16 protein-coding genes are annotated in these 19,148 nt (G+C 61.8%); 11 read left to right on the forward strand and 5 right to left on the reverse strand.

Annotated features, from left to right (window positions below):
• The first annotated feature begins 84 nt into the window (after positions 1-84).
• Positions 85-1,059, forward strand: a complete 975-nt coding sequence (locus KW062_RS26915; RefSeq protein ID WP_027617128.1) for a serine/threonine protein kinase — start codon at positions 85-87, stop codon at positions 1,057-1,059.
• Between the two features lie 164 nt (positions 1,060-1,223).
• On the forward strand, positions 1,224-2,111 hold the full coding sequence (gene rarD / locus KW062_RS26920) for an EamA family transporter RarD (RefSeq protein ID WP_027617127.1): 888 nt from the start codon (positions 1,224-1,226) through the stop codon (positions 2,109-2,111).
• A 213-nt stretch (positions 2,112-2,324) separates the two neighbouring features.
• On the opposite strand, the gene KW062_RS26925 is transcribed toward rarD, so the two are convergent.
• The gene (locus tag KW062_RS26925) at positions 2,325-2,843 is read right to left on the reverse strand and encodes a glycine cleavage system protein R (RefSeq protein WP_027617126.1); all 519 of its coding nucleotides are present in this window, start codon (positions 2,841-2,843) and stop codon (positions 2,325-2,327) included.
• A 546-nt stretch (positions 2,844-3,389) separates the two neighbouring features.
• Here KW062_RS26925 and KW062_RS26930 point away from each other — a divergent pair.
• On the forward strand, positions 3,390-5,567 hold the full coding sequence (locus KW062_RS26930) for a malate synthase G (RefSeq protein WP_027617125.1): 2,178 nt from the start codon (positions 3,390-3,392) through the stop codon (positions 5,565-5,567).
• Between the two features lie 54 nt (positions 5,568-5,621).
• Here KW062_RS26930 and KW062_RS26935 read toward each other — a convergent pair whose 3' ends face one another.
• On the reverse strand, positions 5,622-6,080 hold the full coding sequence (locus KW062_RS26935; RefSeq protein ID WP_027617124.1) for a response regulator: 459 nt from the start codon (positions 6,078-6,080) through the stop codon (positions 5,622-5,624).
• 238 nt (positions 6,081-6,318) lie between these two features.
• Between KW062_RS26935 and KW062_RS26940 the strand changes: the two genes are divergently transcribed.
• The 8 genes from KW062_RS26940 (at position 6,319) to KW062_RS26975 (ending at position 15,306) form a co-directional block, all read left to right on the forward strand.
• The gene (locus KW062_RS26940; RefSeq protein WP_027617123.1) at positions 6,319-8,253 is read left to right on the forward strand and encodes a putative nucleotidyltransferase substrate binding domain-containing protein; all 1,935 of its coding nucleotides are present in this window, start codon (positions 6,319-6,321) and stop codon (positions 8,251-8,253) included.
• Entirely contained in the window at positions 8,250-8,960 is a 711-nt protein-coding gene (locus KW062_RS26945) for a 3'-5' exonuclease (RefSeq protein ID WP_027617122.1), read from the forward strand. Before KW062_RS26940 ends, KW062_RS26945 begins: the two co-directional genes overlap by 4 nt.
• Before the next feature lie 120 nt (positions 8,961-9,080).
• Entirely contained in the window at positions 9,081-9,599 is a 519-nt protein-coding gene (locus tag KW062_RS26950; protein ID WP_027617121.1) for an RNA polymerase sigma factor, read from the forward strand.
• Positions 9,596-10,573: a FecR domain-containing protein gene (locus KW062_RS26955; RefSeq protein ID WP_027617120.1), complete on the forward strand. Its 978-nt coding sequence runs from the start codon at positions 9,596-9,598 to the stop codon at positions 10,571-10,573. Before KW062_RS26950 ends, KW062_RS26955 begins: the two co-directional genes overlap by 4 nt.
• A 142-nt stretch (positions 10,574-10,715) precedes the next feature.
• Entirely contained in the window at positions 10,716-13,142 is a 2,427-nt protein-coding gene (locus tag KW062_RS26960) for a TonB-dependent siderophore receptor (protein WP_105755180.1), read from the forward strand.
• 72 nt (positions 13,143-13,214) lie between these two features.
• A complete protein-coding gene (locus KW062_RS26965; RefSeq protein WP_105755181.1) occupies positions 13,215-14,345 on the forward strand; it encodes a PepSY-associated TM helix domain-containing protein in 1,131 nt (376 codons plus the stop codon).
• On the forward strand, positions 14,342-14,521 hold the full coding sequence (locus tag KW062_RS26970; RefSeq protein ID WP_027617117.1) for a hypothetical protein: 180 nt from the start codon (positions 14,342-14,344) through the stop codon (positions 14,519-14,521). Before KW062_RS26965 ends, KW062_RS26970 begins: the two co-directional genes overlap by 4 nt.
• Positions 14,522-14,676: 155 nt before the next feature.
• Positions 14,677-15,306 (forward strand): glutathione S-transferase, encoded by a 630-nt coding sequence (locus tag KW062_RS26975; RefSeq protein ID WP_105755182.1) that lies wholly within the window; start codon positions 14,677-14,679, stop codon positions 15,304-15,306.
• A 123-nt stretch (positions 15,307-15,429) separates the two neighbouring features.
• Here KW062_RS26975 and creD read toward each other — a convergent pair whose 3' ends face one another.
• The 3 genes from creD to creB all read right to left on the reverse strand — a co-directional run bounded on the left by creD (position 15,430) and on the right by creB (position 18,972).
• Positions 15,430-16,782, reverse strand: coding sequence for a cell envelope integrity protein CreD (gene creD, locus KW062_RS26980; RefSeq protein WP_105755183.1), 1,353 nt, complete (start codon positions 16,780-16,782; stop codon positions 15,430-15,432).
• Positions 16,783-16,870: 88 nt separating this feature from the next.
• Entirely contained in the window at positions 16,871-18,292 is a 1,422-nt protein-coding gene (gene creC / locus KW062_RS26985; protein ID WP_027617114.1) for a two-component system sensor histidine kinase CreC, read from the reverse strand.
• Positions 18,292-18,972, reverse strand: coding sequence for a two-component system response regulator CreB (gene creB / locus KW062_RS26990; RefSeq protein WP_027617113.1), 681 nt, complete (start codon positions 18,970-18,972; stop codon positions 18,292-18,294). The genes creC and creB overlap by 1 nt, the downstream gene beginning before the upstream one ends.
• Between the last annotated feature and the right edge of the window lie 176 nt (positions 18,973-19,148).

Raw genomic sequence — 19,148 nt, forward strand, 5'->3', positions numbered from 1 at the left:
AAGCGGGCGCTCGTTCCTACAACCGCATTGTCTGCGCTACCATGTCTGGCCGGACGCAGCAGCCTGCTGCGCGCAGGAGTCAGCATGGCCCACCCGTTTGAAACCCTCACCCCAGACCTCGTACTCGATGCCGTTGAAAGCATCGGTTTTCTCAGCGACGCGCGCATCCTGGCGCTGAACAGCTACGAGAACCGCGTCTATCAAGTCGGCATCGAAGACAGCGAACCGCTGATCGCCAAGTTCTATCGCCCGCAGCGCTGGAGCAACGAAGCGATCCTCGAAGAGCACCGGTTCACTTTCGAACTGGCCGAGGTCGAGGTGCCGGTGGTCGCACCGCTGATTCACAACGGCGAAACCCTGCACGAACACAACGGCTTTCGCTTCACCCTGTTTCCTCGTCGTGGCGGACGGGCGCCGGAGCCTGGCAATCTCGACCAGCTGTATCGCCTCGGACAGTTGCTCGGGCGCTTGCACGCCGTGGGCTCGACCCGCCCGTTCGAGCACCGCGAAGCGCTGGGAGTGAAAAACTTCGGCGAAGATTCACTGAATACCTTGCTCGAAGGCAATTTCGTACCGCGCAGCCTGCTGCCGGCCTACGAATCGGTGGCCCGCGACCTGCTCAAGCGCGTGCAAGAGGTCTACAACGACACCCCGCACCAGAACATCCGCATGCACGGCGATTGCCACCCGGGCAACATGATGTGCCGCGACGAGATGTTCCACATCGTCGACCTCGATGACTGCCGCATGGGCCCGGCGGTGCAGGACTTGTGGATGATGCTCGCCGGCGATCGCCAGGATTGTCTGGGCCAACTCTCGGAGCTGATGGACGGTTACAGCGAATTCCACGACTTCAACCCTCGCGAACTGGCCTTGATCGAACCCCTGCGCGCCTTGCGCCTGATGCACTACAGCGCCTGGCTGGCACGCCGCTGGGACGACCCGGCGTTCCCGCGCAGCTTCCCGTGGTTTGGCAGCGAACGGTACTGGGGCGATCAGGTACTGGCCCTGCGTGAGCAGTTAGCGGCGCTGAATGAAGAGCCGTTGAAGTTGTTTTGAATCACCCCGAATTCCACTGTGGAAAACTAATCACTGTAGGAACGCCGCCCGGGCTGCTCCTACAGGTTCTGTTGTTCACAAATACCCAACCAATACAGCAGGACATTTGCAGACAAATCTCCTTACAATCCTTGCTTTGTTAGCTACCTAAGCAAGGATTCTGCATGCCAGCCGCCAACCTGCGTCGCGGTTACGTTCTGGGCCTGACCGCCTACATCATCTGGGGCTTGTTCCCGCTCTATTTCAAAGCCATCGCCAGCGTGCCCGCCGTGGAGATCATCATTCACCGGGCGATCTGGTCAGCGCTGTTCGGTGGCCTGTTGCTCATGGTCTGGAAGCATCCCGGCTGGTGGCGGGAATTGCGAGACAACCCCAAACGCCTGGCGATCCTCGCCCTGAGCGGCACGCTGATCGCCGCCAACTGGCTGACCTACGTCTGGTCGGTGAACAACGGGCGCATGCTCGAAGCCAGCCTGGGTTATTACATCAACCCGCTGGTCAACGTGTTGCTGGGCATGCTGATCCTCGGCGAACGGTTGCGGCGCATGCAGTGGGTTGCCGTGGGACTGGCGGCGGTCGGTGTGGCGCAGCAGGTGTGGCAAGTCGGCAGCTTGCCATGGGTATCGCTGGTGCTGGCGTTGACGTTCGGCTTCTACGGCTTGATCCGCAAGCAGGCCCCCGTCAAGGCGCTGCCCGGCCTGGTGGTGGAAACCTGGATGCTGGTGCCGCTGGCCATCGCCTGGCTGTTGTTCAACCAAACCGCAATGACCGCCCAACCCGAGTTCTGGACGACCAGCGAAGCCTGGTGGCTGATCGCCGCCGGGCCGGTCACCCTGGTGCCGCTGGTCTGCTTCAACGCCGCCGCGCGCGACCTGCCCTACACCACCCTGGGCTTCCTGCAATACCTGGCGCCGACCCTGGTGCTGTTGCAGGCGGTGCTGCTGTTTGGCGAGCACCTCTCGTCCAGTACCCTGATCGCCTTCATGTTTATCTGGGCAGGCCTGGCGGTGTACAGCGTCGATGCATGGCTGAGTTTGCGTCGACGTCGCTGATCAAAAACTGCACAAAGCCTTGCAGGCCATGGCAACCGTGGCCTGCAAGCATCCTTCCCAAGGTTATCCACAGCGTGATCCCCGCCGTTTGTGCACAAGCGCTTGAAATTGCTGGTTTTTTGATCAACTTCCGCAGAGGCCCGGCCCGCCGGGGCTGCAGAGCGGTCTCTACAGCTTATCCACAGGCAGGTGCAGGATTTCCTTGGATAACGCTCAAGAGTCGCTGCGCAGTACCAGTTCCACCATCAAATCGTCTGCCAGAGTCTCCAGGCGTGACTGCAAGACATCCAGCGACAGGGTCAAGGGCACCGCCAGAATGGCCTCGGCATGAAACAGCGGCTCACTGCTCATCGGCGCCGGCCGTACTTCGGTGACCAGACGTTCCAGACTCACTCCCTGCTCACTGAGTAGACGCGTGATGTCACGCACAATCCCTGGCCGATCGTTGCCCACCAACTCCATGGCGATTGGCTTCCAGGTACAGGCCTGTTCAATGCCGCTTTCGGCAATCAGCACCCGGATCCCCTGGCTGGATAACGCCTGCAGCGCATCCACCAATTCGTCGTAAGCCTCGGCCGGAACCCCCACCCGCAGAATCCCGGCGAATTGCCCGGCCATCCGCGACATGCGGCTTTCCAGCCAGTTGCCGCCATGCTCGGCAATGCATTGGGCGATGCGCTCGACCTGACCGGCTTTGTCCGGGGCGAATACGGTGAGTACGAGATGATCCATGGCGCAGCCCTCTGGTCATGATTTTTCTGGTCGAGAGGCAAGTATAGGCAACAGGGATTGCTGCGTTGAATGAGAAGGCCCCATCGCGAGCAGGCTCGCTCCTACAGGGGAATTGTACTCCCCGTGTAGGAGCGAGCCTGCTCGCGATGGGGGCACCGCCGATCCGGGCGAAGCACAAATCGTGTACAACTTTTTATATTTAACTGGAACAATCCACTGGTTTTTTGAGAACATCCTGTGCCCCGTCGTGACTGCAATGCGTCATGGGGTCGCAGAACGACGTAATTAGTCTAATTTTCACAACCGCAGTTCATCATGTAGTATGCCGCAGCGCGCACTACATAATCCTCGATCGATGCCTGCCGCGGGCCTGATCGCAACCCTGAAAGCCCTGTCAGCAAGGCCTCCAAGCCGTTGATCGAGCCAAACCCAGCCGCCCGCAATGGCATGTACTGGTAGACGGGTTTGTGGTTTAAATGGCCAGGGGCTTGATGGTCAAAATTGAAGAGCTGAAAAGCGAAATAGCTGAGCAGAGTGAGGCAAGCAATGACTGAACACGTTCAAGTCGGTGGCCTGCAGGTCGCCAAAGTCCTGTTCGACTTCGTGAACAACGAAGCCATTCCCGGAACCGGCCTCACCGCCGAACAATTCTGGGCCGGTGCCGACAAGGTCATTCATGACCTGGCGCCGAAGAACAAAGCCCTACTCGCCAAACGCGATGATTTCCAGGCCCGTATCGATGCCTGGCACCAGGAGCGTGCAGGCCAGGCGCACGACGCCGTGGCCTACAAAGCCTTCCTGCAAGACATCGGTTATCTGCTGCCAGAAGCGGTCGATTTCCAGGCTACGACGCAAAACGTCGATGAAGAAATCGCCCGCATGGCCGGCCCACAACTGGTGGTCCCGGTGATGAACGCCCGCTTCGCTCTCAATGCCTCGAACGCCCGCTGGGGTTCGTTGTACGACGCGCTCTACGGCACCGACGCCATCAGCGAAGCCGATGGCGCGGAAAAAGGCAAAGGCTACAACAAGGTGCGTGGCGACAAAGTCATCGCCTTCGCCCGCGCCTTCCTCGACGAAGCCGCGCCACTGGCTGCCGGCTCCCATGTCGACTCCACCGGCTACAGCATCGTTGATGGCAAACTGGTGGTCGCGCTCAAAGGCGGCAGCAACAGCGGCTTGCGCAACGACGCACAACTGATCGGCTTCCACGGCACGGCCAAGGCACCGACTGCCGTGCTGCTCAAGCACAACGGCCTGCACTTCGAAATCCAGATCGACGCCAGCACCCCGGTCGGCCAGACCGACGCAGCCGGCGTCAAAGACCTGCTGATGGAAGCCGCACTGACCACCATCATGGACTGCGAAGACTCGGTCGCCGCTGTCGATGCCGATGACAAGGTGGTGATCTACCGTAACTGGCTCGGCCTGATGAAGGGCGATCTGTCGGAAGAAGTCAGCAAGGGCGGCCAGTCGTTCACCCGCACCATGAACCCCGACCGCACCTACACCGCGCCGGATGGCAGCGAGCTGAGCCTGCACGGTCGGTCGTTGCTGTTCGTGCGTAACGTCGGGCACCTGATGACCATCGACGCGATCCTCGACAAGGACGGCAATGAAGTCCCTGAAGGCATCCTCGACGGTCTGGTGACCAACCTCGCGGCGATCCACAGCCTGAACGGCAACACGACGCGCAAGAACAGCCGTACCGGGTCGGTCTACATCGTTAAACCGAAAATGCACGGTCCGGAAGAAGCGGCGTTCACCAATGAACTGTTCGGCCGCATCGAAGACGTTCTGCAGTTGCCACGCAACACCCTCAAAGTCGGGATCATGGACGAGGAGCGTCGTACCACGATCAACCTCAAGGCCTGCATCAAGGCCGCCAGCGAGCGTGTGGTGTTCATCAACACCGGCTTCCTCGACCGCACCGGCGACGAAATCCACACCTCCATGGAAGCCGGGCCGATGGTGCGCAAGGCTGACATGAAAGCCGAGAAATGGATCGGCGCCTACGAGAACTGGAACGTCGACATCGGTCTGAGCACCGGCCTGCAAGGTCGCGCGCAAATCGGCAAAGGGATGTGGGCAATGCCTGACCTGATGGCCGCCATGCTCGAGCAGAAAGTCGCTCACCCACTGGCTGGCGCCAACACCGCCTGGGTCCCGTCGCCAACCGCAGCCGCCCTGCACGCGCTGCACTACCACAAGGTCGACGTGTTCGCTCGCCAGGCCGAACTGGCCAAGCGTGCGCGCGCCTCGGTCGACGACATCCTGACCATCCCGCTGGCGGTCAACCCGCAGTGGAGCGCCGAGCAGATCAAGAACGAACTGGACAACAACGCCCAGGGCATTCTCGGTTATGTGGTGCGCTGGATCGACCAGGGTGTCGGCTGCTCGAAAGTGCCGGACATCAACGACGTCGGCCTGATGGAAGACCGTGCCACGCTGCGCATTTCCAGTCAGCACATCGCCAACTGGCTGCGTCACGGCATCGTCACTGAAGAGCAGGTCATGGAAAGCCTCAAGCGCATGGCGCCGGTGGTTGACCGCCAGAACGCCAACGACCCGCTGTACCGTCCATTGGCGCCGAACTTCGACAGCAACATCGCCTTCCAGGCCGCGGTTGAACTGGTGATCGAAGGCACCAAACAGCCCAACGGCTACACTGAGCCGGTCCTGCACCGTCGTCGTCGCGAGTTCAAGGCGGCCAACGGCCTCTGATCCAACGCTGATGCGGTAAGCAAAAGGCCCTGATCTTTCGATCAGGGCCTTTTTTCATGGCGCCGGCGTCAACCCAAGCTCATGCCGGACTAACTCCAGCAACTTGCCGGTATCGAAGGGTTTAAGCAGAAAATCCACCACGCTCAAATGCATTGCCGCAATGGCGTCCTTAACATTGGCATCGCCGGAAACGATGATCACGGGCAGCGCGGCCCTAACTGACTCACGAATCTGCCGGATCAGATCCAGACCATCGACATGGCCCATGCGCAAATCCGTGATCAGCAGCCCGATCGAGGGAGTGATTTCCAGTAGATTCAACGCACGCTCGCCACTTTCCGCCGTCAGACAATGGATGCCCTCAAGGGCCAGGACCTCCGCGAGCAACTCTCGGGCGTCCTGGTCATCATCGACAATCAGCACCCGTTGCAGTTGTGGCGGCAGATCCGACTCCTGCATAACCGCACTCAGCGCTTCACGCTCGGCGTCGCTCAAAATATCGTGGTCGGACATGGCTCTCTCTAAAGGTTCGATTCGTTCCCTTGGCACAAAAGTCAGACATCGCTGGGCAGAGCTTAAATGTGCGCTTCGTCGGATACTTTTCCAATAGGGCGCAGAAAAGGTTTTCTCCCCTTCAATGGCACTGAAACGCCTGTGGATATCTACCGACCTAGACTTACGTCCAATGGGCACCCTGCCTGCGTGGGACGACCATGGCCGCTACCCACAACAACAAAATCGAAAAACGGTCATGAGCAAGACGGACGCCTTCACCCAGGCAGGGAAAACTGCGGTGCTGCAAAACATCCAGGGCACCCTGCAATTCCTGCAGCGGTTTCCGCCGTTCAATCAGATGGAGCACGGACACCTGGCCTATCTGGTGGAGCAGTGCCAACTGCGTTTCTACGGGCCTGGCGAGAGCATCATCAAACCTGCCGACGGCGCCGTGCAGCACTTCTATATCGTCAAGCAGGGTCGGGTGGTCGGCGAGCGTCCGCACACGGCCAAGGGCGGCACCGAGACCACCTTCGAGATCACCACCGGCGAATGTTTTCCACTGGCAGCACTGCTCGGCGAACGCGCCACCCGCACCGAGCACCTGGCCGCTGAAGACACCTTCTGCCTGCAACTGAACAAACTCGCCTTCATCAAGCTGTTTGCGCTGTCCAGCACCTTCCGCGACTTCGCCCTGCGCGGCGTCAGCAGCCTGCTGGATCAGGTGAATCAGCAGGTCCAGCAAAAAGCCGTGGAAACCCTCGGCACTCAGTACTCACTCAATACCCGGCTCGGTGAATTGGCCATGCGCCACCCCGTGACCTGTGGTCCGACCACACCCTTGCGCGATGCCGTGACCCTGATGCATGAACAACAGGTGGGCAGCATTGTGGTGGTTGATGATCTAAAGGCGCCGGTCGGCATTTTCACCCTGCGCGACCTGCGTCAGGTGGTGGCCGACGGCGCCCGCGACCTCGATCAACCGATCGCAGGGCACATGACCCAGGCGCCGTTTTACTTGAGTCCCGACCACAGCGCGTTCGACGCTGCGATTGCCATGACCGAGCGGCACATCGCCCACGTTTGCCTGGTCAAGGACCAGCGCTTGTGCGGCGTGGTTTCGGAGCGCGATCTGTTTTCCCTGCAACGGGTCGACCTGGTGCACCTGGCACGGACCATCCGCAATGCGCCACGGGTCGACAGTCTGGTAGCGATTCGCGGCGAGATTGGCCAACTGGTCGAGCGCATGCTGGCCCACGGCGCCTCCTCGACCCAGATCACCCAGATCATCACCCTGCTCAACGACCACACGGTGTGTCGGGTGATCGAACTGACCCTACAGGAAAAAGGCAACCCGGGGATTCCCTTCAGTTGGCTGTGTTTCGGCAGCGAAGGCCGCCGCGAACAGACCCTGCACACCGATCAGGACAATGGCCTGCTGTTCGAGGCCCGCGATGCCGCGCACGCCGCCGAGATCCGCGGCCGGCTGCTGCCCATTGCGCAACAGATCAACCACAGCCTGGCGCTATGCGGCTTCACCCTGTGCAAAGGCAATATCATGGCCGGCAACCCCGAGCTATGCCTGTCCCGTGCCGAGTGGGCCCGCCGCTTCGCTGCGTTTATCCGCGAGGCGACGCCTGAGAACTTGCTGGGTTCGAGTATCTATTTCGACCTACGGGTGGTCTGGGGTGACGAGCAGGGCTGCGAGCAACTGCGCCGGGCGATCCTCGACCAAGTGGCCGACAACCGACTGTTCCAGCGCATGCTGGCCGAGAATGCCTTGCGTCAGCGGCCGCCCGTGGGTCGCTTCCGCGAGTTTGTGCTGGCAAAGAAAAACGGTGAAAAAGCCACCCTCGATCTCAAAGTCCAGGGCCTCACCCCCTTTGTCGACGGCGCCCGCCTGCTGGCCCTGGCCAACGGCATCGAGAGCAACAACACCCTGGAACGTTTTCGCCAACTGGTGGCCAGGGAAGTCATCGATCCCCTGGACGGTGCCGCCTATGAAGAGGCCTACCATTTCATCCAGCAGACGCGCATGCAGCAACATCAACGGCAAACCCGCGAAAACCTGCCCTACTCCAACCGCGTCGATCCGGACAGCCTGAATCACTTGGACCGGCGCATCCTGCGCGAATCCCTGCGCCAGGCCCAGCGCCTGCAAGCCAGCCTGGCCCTGCGGTATCAGCTATGAAGCTATTTTCGTGGCTGCGTCCTGCCCCCTGCCCGACCCTGAACGTCGAGCAACAACAGCGCCTGGTGCAATTGCCCGACACCGCGCCATTGTCCGATTGCAGCCTGCGCGAACAACGCTGGGTGGTGGTGGACCTGGAAACCAGCGGCCTCAATTTGAACAAGGATCAGGTGCTGTCGATCGGCGCCGTGGTCATCGAAGACGGGGCGATCGATTTCAGCCAGCAGTTCGAACGCACCTTGCATCGCCGCGAACACAAGCTCGCCCCCAGTGTGCTGATTCATGGCTTGGGACCCAGCGCGATTGCCGCCGGTTGCGACCCGGCCGAGGCTTTGCTCGATTTCATGGAGTTTGTCGGTGACAGCCCGCTGCTGGCGTTCCACGCCGCGTTCGACCAGCACATGCTCGGACGCGCCTTGAAAGACAGCTTGGGGTATCGCCTGCAACATACGTTTCTCGATGTTGCCGAGATCGCCCCACTGGTCTGCCCCCAGGCGCATCTCCGCGAGGCCGGTCTGGATGACTGGATCGACTGGTTCAAGCTGCAAGTCAGCGAACGCCACAACGCCAGCGCCGACGCCATGGCCACCGCCGAGCTGGCTTTGATCCTGTTCAGCCGCGCCCAAGCCCAGCAGATTCACAGCCCGTTGAACCTGCAGCAGCGCGTTGGCCAGTGGAAAAGGCGGCAGCAAGCGCCGTCGTTCTAAATTTCCTTGTAGGAGCGCCCCTCCAAACTACCCGACCAACGCCAATTGCTTACACACCCCGCCTCTGAGACAATCGCGAACTATTCTCGTTAGTTAAACCTTCCCAATCGGTAATGCGCCGTGTCGTCAGTCCCAAGCCCTCAGAGTGAGTTGGTGGGTGCGTTGTATCGCGACCATCGCACGTGGCTATTGGCCTGGCTGCGGCGCAATGTGGCGTGCCCTTCCAAAGCCGAGGACCTGAGCCAGGACACTTTCGTCCGCCTGCTCGGCCGCGAGGCAGTGACCGTTCCTCGCGAACCCAGGGCCTTCCTGGTGGCGATCGCCAAGGGCCTGCTGTTCGACCATTTCCGTCGCGCCGCCCTGGAACAGGCCTACCTCAATGAATTGATGCTGATCCCCGAAGCGGAACACCCCTCGGTGGAAGAACAGCAGATGATCCTCGAAGACCTCAAGGCCATCGACCGACTGCTCGGCAAACTGTCGAGCAAGGCCCGCGCAGCCTTCCTCTATAACCGTCTCGACGGCCTGAGCCATGGCGAAATCGCCGAGCGCCTGGGCGTCTCGGTGCCCCGCGTGCGCCAATATCTGGCCCAGGGCATTCGCCAGTGCTACGTGGCGCTGTACGGCGAGCCGACATGAGCCCGGTCAGTTCCCGGCCGGTCTCGGCCGCGGTGCTCGACGCCGCCATCGCCTGGCAATTGACCCTCGATGGCGGCAGCGCCAGTCCGGTGGAGCGTGAGGAGTTCGCCAAGTGGTACGCCAGCCACGAAGAACACGCCCGCGCCTGGCGCCAACTGGGGATGCTCGACCAGCGCTTCAGCGTGGCCAGCGGTCCGGCCCGGGTCGCCCTGTTGCAATCGCGCGAAAGTATCCGACGTCGAGTACGAAAAATCAGCAGTGGCGCGGCCAGCGTGATGCTGGCGCTGGGTGTGGCGCTGTTCGCCGGCGAGCGTTATCTGCCGATCGACTATTGGTTGGCCGACCAGCGCACCGCCACGGGTGAACAGCGCACCCTGCGCCTGACGGACGGCACGCTGATCAATCTGAATACGCACAGCGCACTGGACGTGCGCTTTGATGAGAAAGAGCGGCGGATCGTCCTCCAGGAAGGCGAAATACTCATCGAGACCGGGCATAACGATGCCCGACCGTTCATCGTCGAGACCCGCGACGGGCACATGCGCGCCCTCGGCACCCGCTTCCTGGTCAAGCGTGAAGACCAAGGCACGCGCTTGAGCGTGTTGCAGTCAGCGGTGGCTGCGCGTCCCGAAACCCGATCTGACGAGCAGATTCTCAAACAAGGGCAGCAAGTGCTCATGCACGCCGACGGCCTCGGCCCGCTGCTGGCGATTAACCCAGGCGCGGACGCCTGGACCCGCGGCATGCTGGTGGTGGACAACGCACGCCTGGAAGACCTGGTCGCCGAACTCGCCCGCTACCGCCCCGGCCACCTGGGCGTAGCCCCGGAAGTCGCCAACCTGCGCATCACCGGCAGCTTCCCGCTGCACAACACCGACTTGGCATTGACCGCCCTGCTGCCGACCTTGCCGGTGCAGATCGAAAAACATACGGCGTGGTGGGTGACGGTCGGTGCTCGGGCTAGCGAACTGTAGGAGCCGGCTTAGGCCATCAGCCACGCCGCATCTGCTGCCTCTTATTTGCGGAATAAAAATTATTTTCATCCTGCCCTATCACTTTTTCAGTTTCGTTCGGCACACAGGCAATTGAGAAATATTTCCATTCAGGAGCCGCCGTATGCCACGCTCGCTAAACACCTTGTTACGCCCCAGTCTGCTGGCCCTGGCCATTGCCTTCGGTACCCCGCTGACCAGCACCTTGCTGCTGGCCGCCGAGCAGACGTCCAGTGTGCGTGCCTACAACCTGCCCGCCGCGCCCTTGGCCACCACCCTCAACCAGATCGCCAGCCAGGCCGGACTCGCGCTGAGCCTCAACCCGTCGCTGGCGGCCGGTAAAACCTCGGCCCCGGTCAATGGCCAGTACGACGCGGCTGGCGCCCTCAGCCAGGCCCTGCGCGGCACCGGTCTGCAGCTGGAACAAAGCAGCGCCGGCACCTACAGCCTGGTGGCGGTGCCCGAGGGTGTGCTGGCGTTGCCGGAAACGGCGGTGATTGGTGTCGAGAACAGCGAAACGGCCTGGGGCCCGGTCGACGGTTACCTCGCAACTCGCACCGCCGCCGGCACCAAAACCGACACCTCGCTGCTCGAAGCACCGCGCTCGATCTCTGTAGCAACGCGCCAGCAAATGGACGATCGCGCCGTACAAAACCTCGACGACGCCGTGCGCTACATGCCCGGTATCGTCGCCAGCAGCTACGGAAGCGACACCCGTGCCGACTGGCTGCGCGTACGTGGCTTCGAGCCGACCCAATTCCTCGACGGCCTGCCGCTACCCAAGGGCGTCTACGCCAACCCGAAAATGGAAACCTGGAACCTCGATCGCATCGCCCTGCTGCGCGGCCCGGCCTCCTCGGTATACGGCCAGACTCCACCGGGCGGCCTGCTGGACATGGTCAGCCGGCGCCCCAGTGAAGAAGCCAGCAGTGAAGTGCAGGTCCAGTACGGCAGCGACAACCATCGCCAGATCAACTTCGCCAGCACCGGCAAGATCGACGAAGAGGGTCAGTTCCTCTACGGTTTCAGCGGCGTGGTGCGCGACAGTGACACCCAGATCGACGACGTTCCCGACAAACGCTACAACATCGCGCCGAGCCTGACCTGGAACATCGACCCCGACACCAAGCTGACCTTCCTCTCGCAGTTCACCCGCGACGACACCGGGATCACCAGCCAGTTTCTGCCGATCCAGGGCACCAAGATCGACATGCCGTTCGGCGATATCTCCCACAGTAAAAACCTCGGCGATCCGGAGTGGGAATACTACGACCGGACCTACTACGCCCTGGGTTATGCCTTCGAGCACCGCCTGAACGACGTCTGGCAGTTCCGTCAGAACCTGCGCTACACCAAGTCGGATCTTTCCTTCCAGGCCATCACTGTCGGCTCCTACCCGTTCACCGAGGTGGATGACGCAGGCAACGTCGGGCGCACCACCACCAGCACTGACGAAGACATCAGCCAGTTCGCCGTCGACAACAACTTCCAGGCCGACTTCGACACCGGCGAGATCCGCCACACCGTGCTGCTCGGCCTCGACCACCAGCGCACCAATACCAACTACACCTCGATCTTCGGCAGCGCGCCGCCGATCAACGTCAACGACCCGGCCCACGGCCTGCCGATCACCCGGCCGCCGCGCTCCAGCGCGTTCTATGACTACGACCAGAAGACCTACCAGACCGGCCTCTACGTCCAGGACCAGATGGCCCTCGACCAATGGCGCCTGACCCTCGGCGGGCGTGAAGACTGGGTCCACACCGGCACCAAGTACTTCAACAAAAACGACGCGACCAATACCGATCGCAACAAGAACTTCAGCGGCAACGCGGCGATCAGCTACGTCTTCGACAATGGTTTTGTGCCGTACCTGTCCTACGCCGAATCGTTCCAGCCGGCGAGCAACGCCAGCACTTCGCCGGACGACTCGTTCAAACCCACCGAAGGCAAGCAATGGGAACTGGGCATCAAGTACCAGCCACCAGGCACCAACACCCTGCTGAGCGCGGCGGTGTATGACCTGACCCAGAAAAACGTCGACGTCACCACCAACGTCGGCGGCGTCAACATCACCAGCCAGACCGGTGAAGTGAAAGTGAAGGGCCTGGAGCTGGAAGCGGTCTCCGACGTCACCGAAAACCTCAAAGTGATTGCCGCCTACACCCTGGCCAAGTCCGAAGTCCAAGAGGGCATCTACAAAGGCAATCGCCTGCAACTCATGCCGAACCAGCAAGCCTCGTTGTGGACTGACTACACCTGGCACAGCGGCGTGCTCGACGGTTTCGGCGTCGGCGGCGGTGCGCGCTACACCGGCAACACCTACGGCGACCAGGCCAACACCTGGCTGGGCAAGGCCGACGCCTACACCGTGTTCGATGCCGCCGTGCACTTCGACCTCGGTCGCCTGGACAACAGCCTCAAAGGTGCCTCGGTCGCGCTCAACGCCACCAACGTGTTCGACAAGGACTACATCTCCACCTGCGACAGCTTCTATTGCTACTACGGTGACGAGCGCAGCGTCGTCGCCAGCGCCACCTACAAGTGGTAATCCACTGACGTCATCAGCGTCACGACCGAGCCGCCTTCCCTAGGCGGCTTTGGTCTTTTCAAAGGCCATGAGATGAAAAGCAAAACCATCCGCTGCTGGTCCCTGATCCACACCTGGACCAGCCTGATCTGCACTCTGTTCCTGTTGCTGCTGGCCCTGACCGGCCTGCCGCTGATCTTTCATCACGAGATTGATCACCTGCTCGGCGATGCTCCTGAGCTTCGGCAAATGCCCGCCGACACCCCGCACCTCGACCTGCAGCAACTGGTGGCCAAGGCCGAGACTCATCGTCCCGGCGAGGTCATGCAGTACTTTGGCTGGGATGAGGAAGACCCCAATGGCGTGATCGCGATCATGGCCAAAACCGCCGGCACCGAGCCCAATCTGTCCCACACGTTCATGCTCGACGCGCGCACCGGCGAGGCCGTGGAAATGCCCTCGGCCAATGGCGGCCTGATGATGGTCATGCTGCGTCTGCACGTCGACATGTTCGCCGGCCTGCCCGGCAAGTTGCTGCTGGCGTTCATGGGCCTGTTGTTCGTCATCGCGATAATCTCGGGGACGGTGCTGTACCTGCCGTTCATGCGCCGCCTGAACTTCGGCACCGTGCGTCAGGACAAATCCACCCGCGTGCGCTGGCTCGACCTGCACAACCTGATCGGCGTGGTAACGCTGACCTGGGCCTTGGTGGTGGGCGTCACCGGAGTCATCAGCGCCTGCGCCGACCTGCTGATCGCCGCCTGGCGCAACGAAGCCCTGAGCGCGATGATCGAACCCTATCGCGACGCGCCACCGCTGACCCAATTGGCCCCCGCCAGCCAACTGCTCGACATCGCCAAGCGTGCCACGCCGGAGATGACACCGGACTTCATCGCCTTCCCCGGCACCCGTTTCTCCAGCGAGCACCACTACGCGGTGTTCATGAAAGGCAGCACCCACCTGACCTCGCACCTGCTGACCCCGGTGCTGATCGACGCCAGCACCCTCAACGTCACCGCCATCGCTGAACGGCCTTGGTACATGGACGCCATGGGCATGTCGCAACCCCTGCATTTTGGCGACTACGGCGGCATGCCGATGAAGATCCTCTGGGCGGCACTGGATGTGTTGACCATCATTGTTCTCGGCAGTGGCCTGTACCTGTGGATCGTGCGGCGCAAGGCGGCGAAACCGCTGCCGATAAAAGCGCAGGCCCCGGCATGAGACCGCGCCAGTCGAACTTCTGGAAAGTCTTCACCACCCCACTGGTAATCGCCCTCCTCAGCGCCGCCGGGCTGTTTTCAGCGCTGCTGGGCGACGGCATTTGGGATGGCCTGAGTTGGTTGGGCCTGGGTGTGCCAGCGGTGCTGGGGCTGCGCGGATTGTTGCGGCGCAGGTGATCTGTGGGAGCTGGCTTGCCAGCGAAGCGGACACCAAGGTCCACCTGGCCCACCATCGCCCCTACAATGTTGATCGCGATCGAACGCCCCCTCGCCAGCCAACCCGCAACTGTTTACCCTACCCCTCTGCTCCCCGATGACCGCCGAGGAATGCCATGTCCACGCCCAGCATGACCCTGTTCCACAACCCCGCCTCGCCCTTCGTGCGCAAAGTGATGGTGCTGTTGCACGAGACCGGGCAGACCGACCGCGTCGCGCTGCAGCTCAGCCAACTGAGCCCGGTCAGCCCCGACCCGGTATTGAACCAGGACAACCCGCTGGGCAAGATCCCGGCGCTGCGCCTGGCCGACGGCAACGTGCTGTACGACAGCCGAGTGATCCTCGACTACCTCGACCAGCAACACGTCGGCAATCCGCTGATCCCCGCCGAAGGCACAGCCCGCTGGCGGCGTCTGACCCTGGCGGCACTGGCCGACGGGATCATGGATGCGGCGGTAATGGTGCGCTACGAATTGGCCCTGCGCGCCCCGGAAAAACACTGGCCGGAATGGCTCGACGCCCAGCGCGAAAAAATCCGCCGCGCCCTCGCGGTGCTCGAAGCCGACGCCATCGCCGAACTGACCTGCCACTTCGACGTCGCCGCCATCAGCGTCGCCTGCGCCCTGGGCTACCTCGACCTGCGCCACCCCGACCTGCACTGGCGCGACGCCCAACCGCAACTGGCGGCTTGGTATTTCGAAGTCAGCCAGCGCCCGTCGATGCTGGCGACGGTACCGAAGGTGTAATTCTCCGGTCGCAGCGCGACGTGTCGGGCAACGGCACGCCGCGCTGCGCCACCAACCATCCACTGATGTGCAGCAGCAATCGCGCTACCTGCACCCGCTCCTCACGCAAGCCCAGCGACCGGCTCATGCCGCCACCTGCGTCTTGCTCGTTTTACCTACCCCATACCAATCCAGCCGACGGGTCAGCACCATGAATACGCCGAGCAACCCGAACAGCAACAACGAACCCATCAACAGCGCGTAATCCTCGGCACTCAGCAGGCCAAACAACAGACCGTACAAGGCCGCCAATCCTGCCGAGAACCCCAGGCCATGGGCCACGCTGCGCAGCACGTGGCAGACGTAAAAGCCGATCAGCGACACGCAGGCACTGGCCGACAACAGGTAAGCCAGAGCGAAACCCAAGTGCTCGGACAGCGACAACAACAGCAGGTAGAAGAACGCCAGCGCCACCCCGACCAAGGCGTATTGCACCGAGTGCACCGCCAGGTTTTTCAGCACTTCGAAGAGGAAGAAGCCGGCAAAGGTCAGGACGATAAACAGCAGCGCGTATTTGATCGCCCGGTCGCTCTTGAGGTACTGGTCCACCGGGTCGATAAAGCTCACGCCAAAACTTCGGCCCTTGAATGCTTCACAGCGGGCGAAGGCCACGCAGTTATCCAGCGCCTCTTGCAGGTTGGTAGAGAAAAACGAGGTCTGCCATTGCGCATTAAAACCCTCGGCGCTGATTTCGCGCTGGGCCGGCAAGTAGTTGCCGATAAAGCTCGGATGCGGCCAGTTGGCGGCCAACTTTACCTGGCTGGTTTTGCCCACCGGAGTCACCTGCAATTGCCCGGTGCCCTGCAGCCGCAGGTCGAAGGCAAACGGCAATTCTGTGACCTTGCTCGCATCCAGCGCCGGCAACGTGACGTGTACCCCTTCCCCCAGCCAACCCACCTGACTGCCCGGCACGAAGTCCAGACGCTGGGTCCCGAGTTCAAGCTGCAAGGCATTTTCGATGCCACGAATATCGCTGATGCCAACCGCCAGATAGGGCTGCTCGAATTGGTAATCGGCAAAATCCTGCTTGATCCCCAAGCGCTCCGGCAGCGTGAAATGCCCACTGATGCGGTTCTCGGCATGGAACAGCCGCGCCTCATAAATGCCCCGGGCGCGCAGCTCGGTGCTGACATTGCCATTGAGTTCGAAGCGCTCCGGCAAGAAGTACAGCCGCCCGCTTTCCTCGCTCGGCTCCTGATAGCGCTCATTGGTTTTTTCGTTGAGTTTCCAGATACGCACGGTCTTGCGATACGGCACCACCAGCAACGGCCCGCTCAGTTGCTGGCTGTAGCTGGAGCTGCGGGCGATGTCGTCGAGCACGCCATCGCGCAGTTGCTGCCGGTCGCTGATCACCCCGCCGATCATCAACAGCGGGATCAGCAACAACAGAATCAATAGGGCAATGGCCCCGAGTTTTATAGCCAGGCTGCGGTTCATGTGGGCTCTCCCTGTTCGAATGAGGGAGAGTCTGGGCGGTCTGTGTGGAGGCTTTATGCAGACAGTGTGCAGAGTCTGTGGAGAAGCCTCAGGCCGGCAGGCGCAGCGTCACTTCGACGCCGCCTGCGACGTTGCCGATCTGCAAGCTACCGCCGTGCAGTTGCAGCACCTCCTCGACAAAATTCAGCCCCAGGCCGGTGCTTTTGCGTCCACTGTCCGGGCGCGGCAGCGAGTAGAAGCGTTCGCTCAAGCGCGCCAGGGCGTAGTCGGGAATCGGCTCGGCCTGATTGAACAGACTGAACTCGATCTGCGCGCCCTGCCGCTGCGCACTGAGGCGCAACACACCATGGGGTGGGCTGAAATCCAGGGCGTTTTCCAGCAGATTGCCCAGCGCCTGGCGCAGCAGAAAGGCTTCGCCCAGCAGGTTGAGGTCGGGGGCAATCTGCCGCTCGATGCGCAATTGTTTACGCTCGATGCGCGCGTGTTGAGTGTCGAGCAACTCATCCACCAGGGCCGCCAGCGGCACCGTCACTCGCTCTTCCAGACCCTGACGTTGCTCGACCTGGGCGAGGTTCAGCAGGCGTTCGATCAGCTGCTGCATGCGCGCGCTTTCGCTGTCGATATTGCTGACGAAACGCTGGCGCTGGGTAGCCGGCATTTCGTCCTGCAGCAATTCGGCAGCACCGCGAATCGCTGCCAGCGGGCTTTTCAATTCGTGGGTCAGGGTGTGCACGTAGCGCTCGACGTACGCCTTGCCTTCCAGCTGAGTGCGCATGTGCTCCACCGCCGTCGCCAGTTGCTCCAACTCGCCGCCGCGATAATGCGGCAGCTCGGCGCGACGGCCCTCACTGACCGCCTGGGCGTAGGCGGTCAAGCGACGTAATGCACGGCTCAGCCACCAGGACAACAGCGCGCCGAACAACAAACCTAGGCCAATCAACCCAGCACCGTAGCCCAGCAAGCGCCGCTCGGTGCGGTCGACATAGGGCTGCAACGAGCTGTTGGGTTTGGCCACGGTGACGACACCAATGATCTGCCCGTTGTCGCGAATCGGCGCACCGACGTGCATCACCGAGGAAGCCGGGTCATCAGGATCGCTGCGGGTCGAGCGCGCGCCGTATTCGCCACGCAAGGTCAGGTACACATCATTCCAGCGCGAGTAATCCTGGCCCACGGCCGCTGCGCTGGAATCCAGCACCACGATGCCCTGGGCGTCAGTGACGTAGATCCGATGGTTAACCTGGTTTTTCGCCAGGCCCCAGATACTCGCCGCCGGCTGGCGCTCGCCGTAAGCCTTGAGCAGTTCCGGCCAGCGATTCTGGTTAAGGGTGCCGGTCTTGAAATCGTCCCGCAGGATTTCCGCCATCAGGTTGGCGGTGTCCACCAGGGTTTCCTCGGTGGACTGGCGCACGCCGGGGCGGATTTCTTCCATCACCGTGTTCAGCACGAAGTAACCGGTGAGGCCAACGAACAGCAGGTAGACCAGAAAAATCCGGATCGCCAGGGGCATCAGCTGTGGCTCGGACTGTGGCTGTAGCCGAGGCCGCGATGGGTCTGGATCGGCTCGGCATTGGCCGCCACCAGACGCAGTTTGGCGCGCACACTCTTGATGTGACTGTCGATGCTGCGTTCATACCCGGCATCGCGGGCGACCCCCAGCGCATCGAGCAATTGCTCGCGGCTGAACACCCGTTCGGGTTGCTCGAGCAAGCACTGCAACAGGCGAAATTCGTGACGGGTCAGGTTCAGCGACTGGCCGCGATAGGTGATCAGCACCCGGTCGCTGTCGATAACGAACAAAGCACTGCTGGACTCGATCCCCGCACGCGGCACCATGCGCTTGAGAATCGCCCGCACCCGCGCCGCGACTTCCCGTGGGCTGAAGGGTTTGACCACGTAATCGTCGGCACCGATTTCCAGGCCCACCACCCGGTCGATCTCGGCATCGCGGGCACTCAGGAACAGCACCGGCACTTCACTGAAGCGGCGCAACTGGCGGCAGGTTTCAAAGCCGCTGATGTCCGGCAGGCCGATGTCGAGGATGATCAAATCAGCCGGTGTCTCCCGCTGCAGGTCAAGCGCCGCCAATCCCAGGCTGACCCAGGTGGTGGTAAAGCCTTCGCCCTGCAAAGCGAAAATCAGGGTGTCGGCAATCGCCGCTTCGTCTTCGACAATCAGGATATGAGGCATGGCATCCGGGCCCGGTGGTGAGGTGGGCGAACGGTGCCCCAGGTGGCAGGTGGCGTCAATCGGACAAATCTGAAATGGCGGCTCGGTCTGTAATACCTAGCAGTTCTGATAGTAGGCAAAGGCTGATAGAGCGCCGATGCTTAAAGCATTGCTGGTTAGCTGCTGCTCGGAGCCTC

The sequence above is a fragment of the Pseudomonas fluorescens genome (assembly GCF_019212185.1).
Classification (GTDB): Bacteria; Pseudomonadota; Gammaproteobacteria; order Pseudomonadales; family Pseudomonadaceae; genus Aquipseudomonas.

Excerpts from the sequence above, each read along its gene's own strand:
- KW062_RS26975 (WP_105755182.1), top strand. The coding sequence starts at position 14,677 with ATGTCCACGCCCAGCATGACCCTGTTCCACAACCCCGCCTCGCCCTTC.
- KW062_RS26935 (WP_027617124.1), bottom strand. The coding sequence starts at position 6,080 with ATGTCCGACCACGATATTTTGAGCGACGCCGAGCGTGAAGCGCTGAGT.
- KW062_RS26915 (WP_027617128.1), top strand. The coding sequence starts at position 85 with ATGGCCCACCCGTTTGAAACCCTCACCCCAGACCTCGTACTCGATGCC.
- KW062_RS26925 (WP_027617126.1), bottom strand. The coding sequence starts at position 2,843 with ATGGATCATCTCGTACTCACCGTATTCGCCCCGGACAAAGCCGGTCAG.
- KW062_RS26960 (WP_105755180.1), top strand. The coding sequence starts at position 10,716 with ATGCCACGCTCGCTAAACACCTTGTTACGCCCCAGTCTGCTGGCCCTG.
- KW062_RS26930 (WP_027617125.1), top strand. The coding sequence starts at position 3,390 with ATGACTGAACACGTTCAAGTCGGTGGCCTGCAGGTCGCCAAAGTCCTG.
- creD (WP_105755183.1), bottom strand. The coding sequence starts at position 16,782 with ATGAACCGCAGCCTGGCTATAAAACTCGGGGCCATTGCCCTATTGATT.
- KW062_RS26965 (WP_105755181.1), top strand. The coding sequence starts at position 13,215 with ATGAAAAGCAAAACCATCCGCTGCTGGTCCCTGATCCACACCTGGACC.
- KW062_RS26955 (WP_027617120.1), top strand. The coding sequence starts at position 9,596 with ATGAGCCCGGTCAGTTCCCGGCCGGTCTCGGCCGCGGTGCTCGACGCC.
- creC (WP_027617114.1), bottom strand. The coding sequence starts at position 18,292 with ATGCCCCTGGCGATCCGGATTTTTCTGGTCTACCTGCTGTTCGTTGGC.
- creB (WP_027617113.1), bottom strand. The coding sequence starts at position 18,972 with ATGCCTCATATCCTGATTGTCGAAGACGAAGCGGCGATTGCCGACACC.
- KW062_RS26945 (WP_027617122.1), top strand. The coding sequence starts at position 8,250 with ATGAAGCTATTTTCGTGGCTGCGTCCTGCCCCCTGCCCGACCCTGAAC.
- rarD (WP_027617127.1), top strand. The coding sequence starts at position 1,224 with ATGCCAGCCGCCAACCTGCGTCGCGGTTACGTTCTGGGCCTGACCGCC.
- KW062_RS26940 (WP_027617123.1), top strand. The coding sequence starts at position 6,319 with ATGAGCAAGACGGACGCCTTCACCCAGGCAGGGAAAACTGCGGTGCTG.
- KW062_RS26970 (WP_027617117.1), top strand. The coding sequence starts at position 14,342 with ATGAGACCGCGCCAGTCGAACTTCTGGAAAGTCTTCACCACCCCACTG.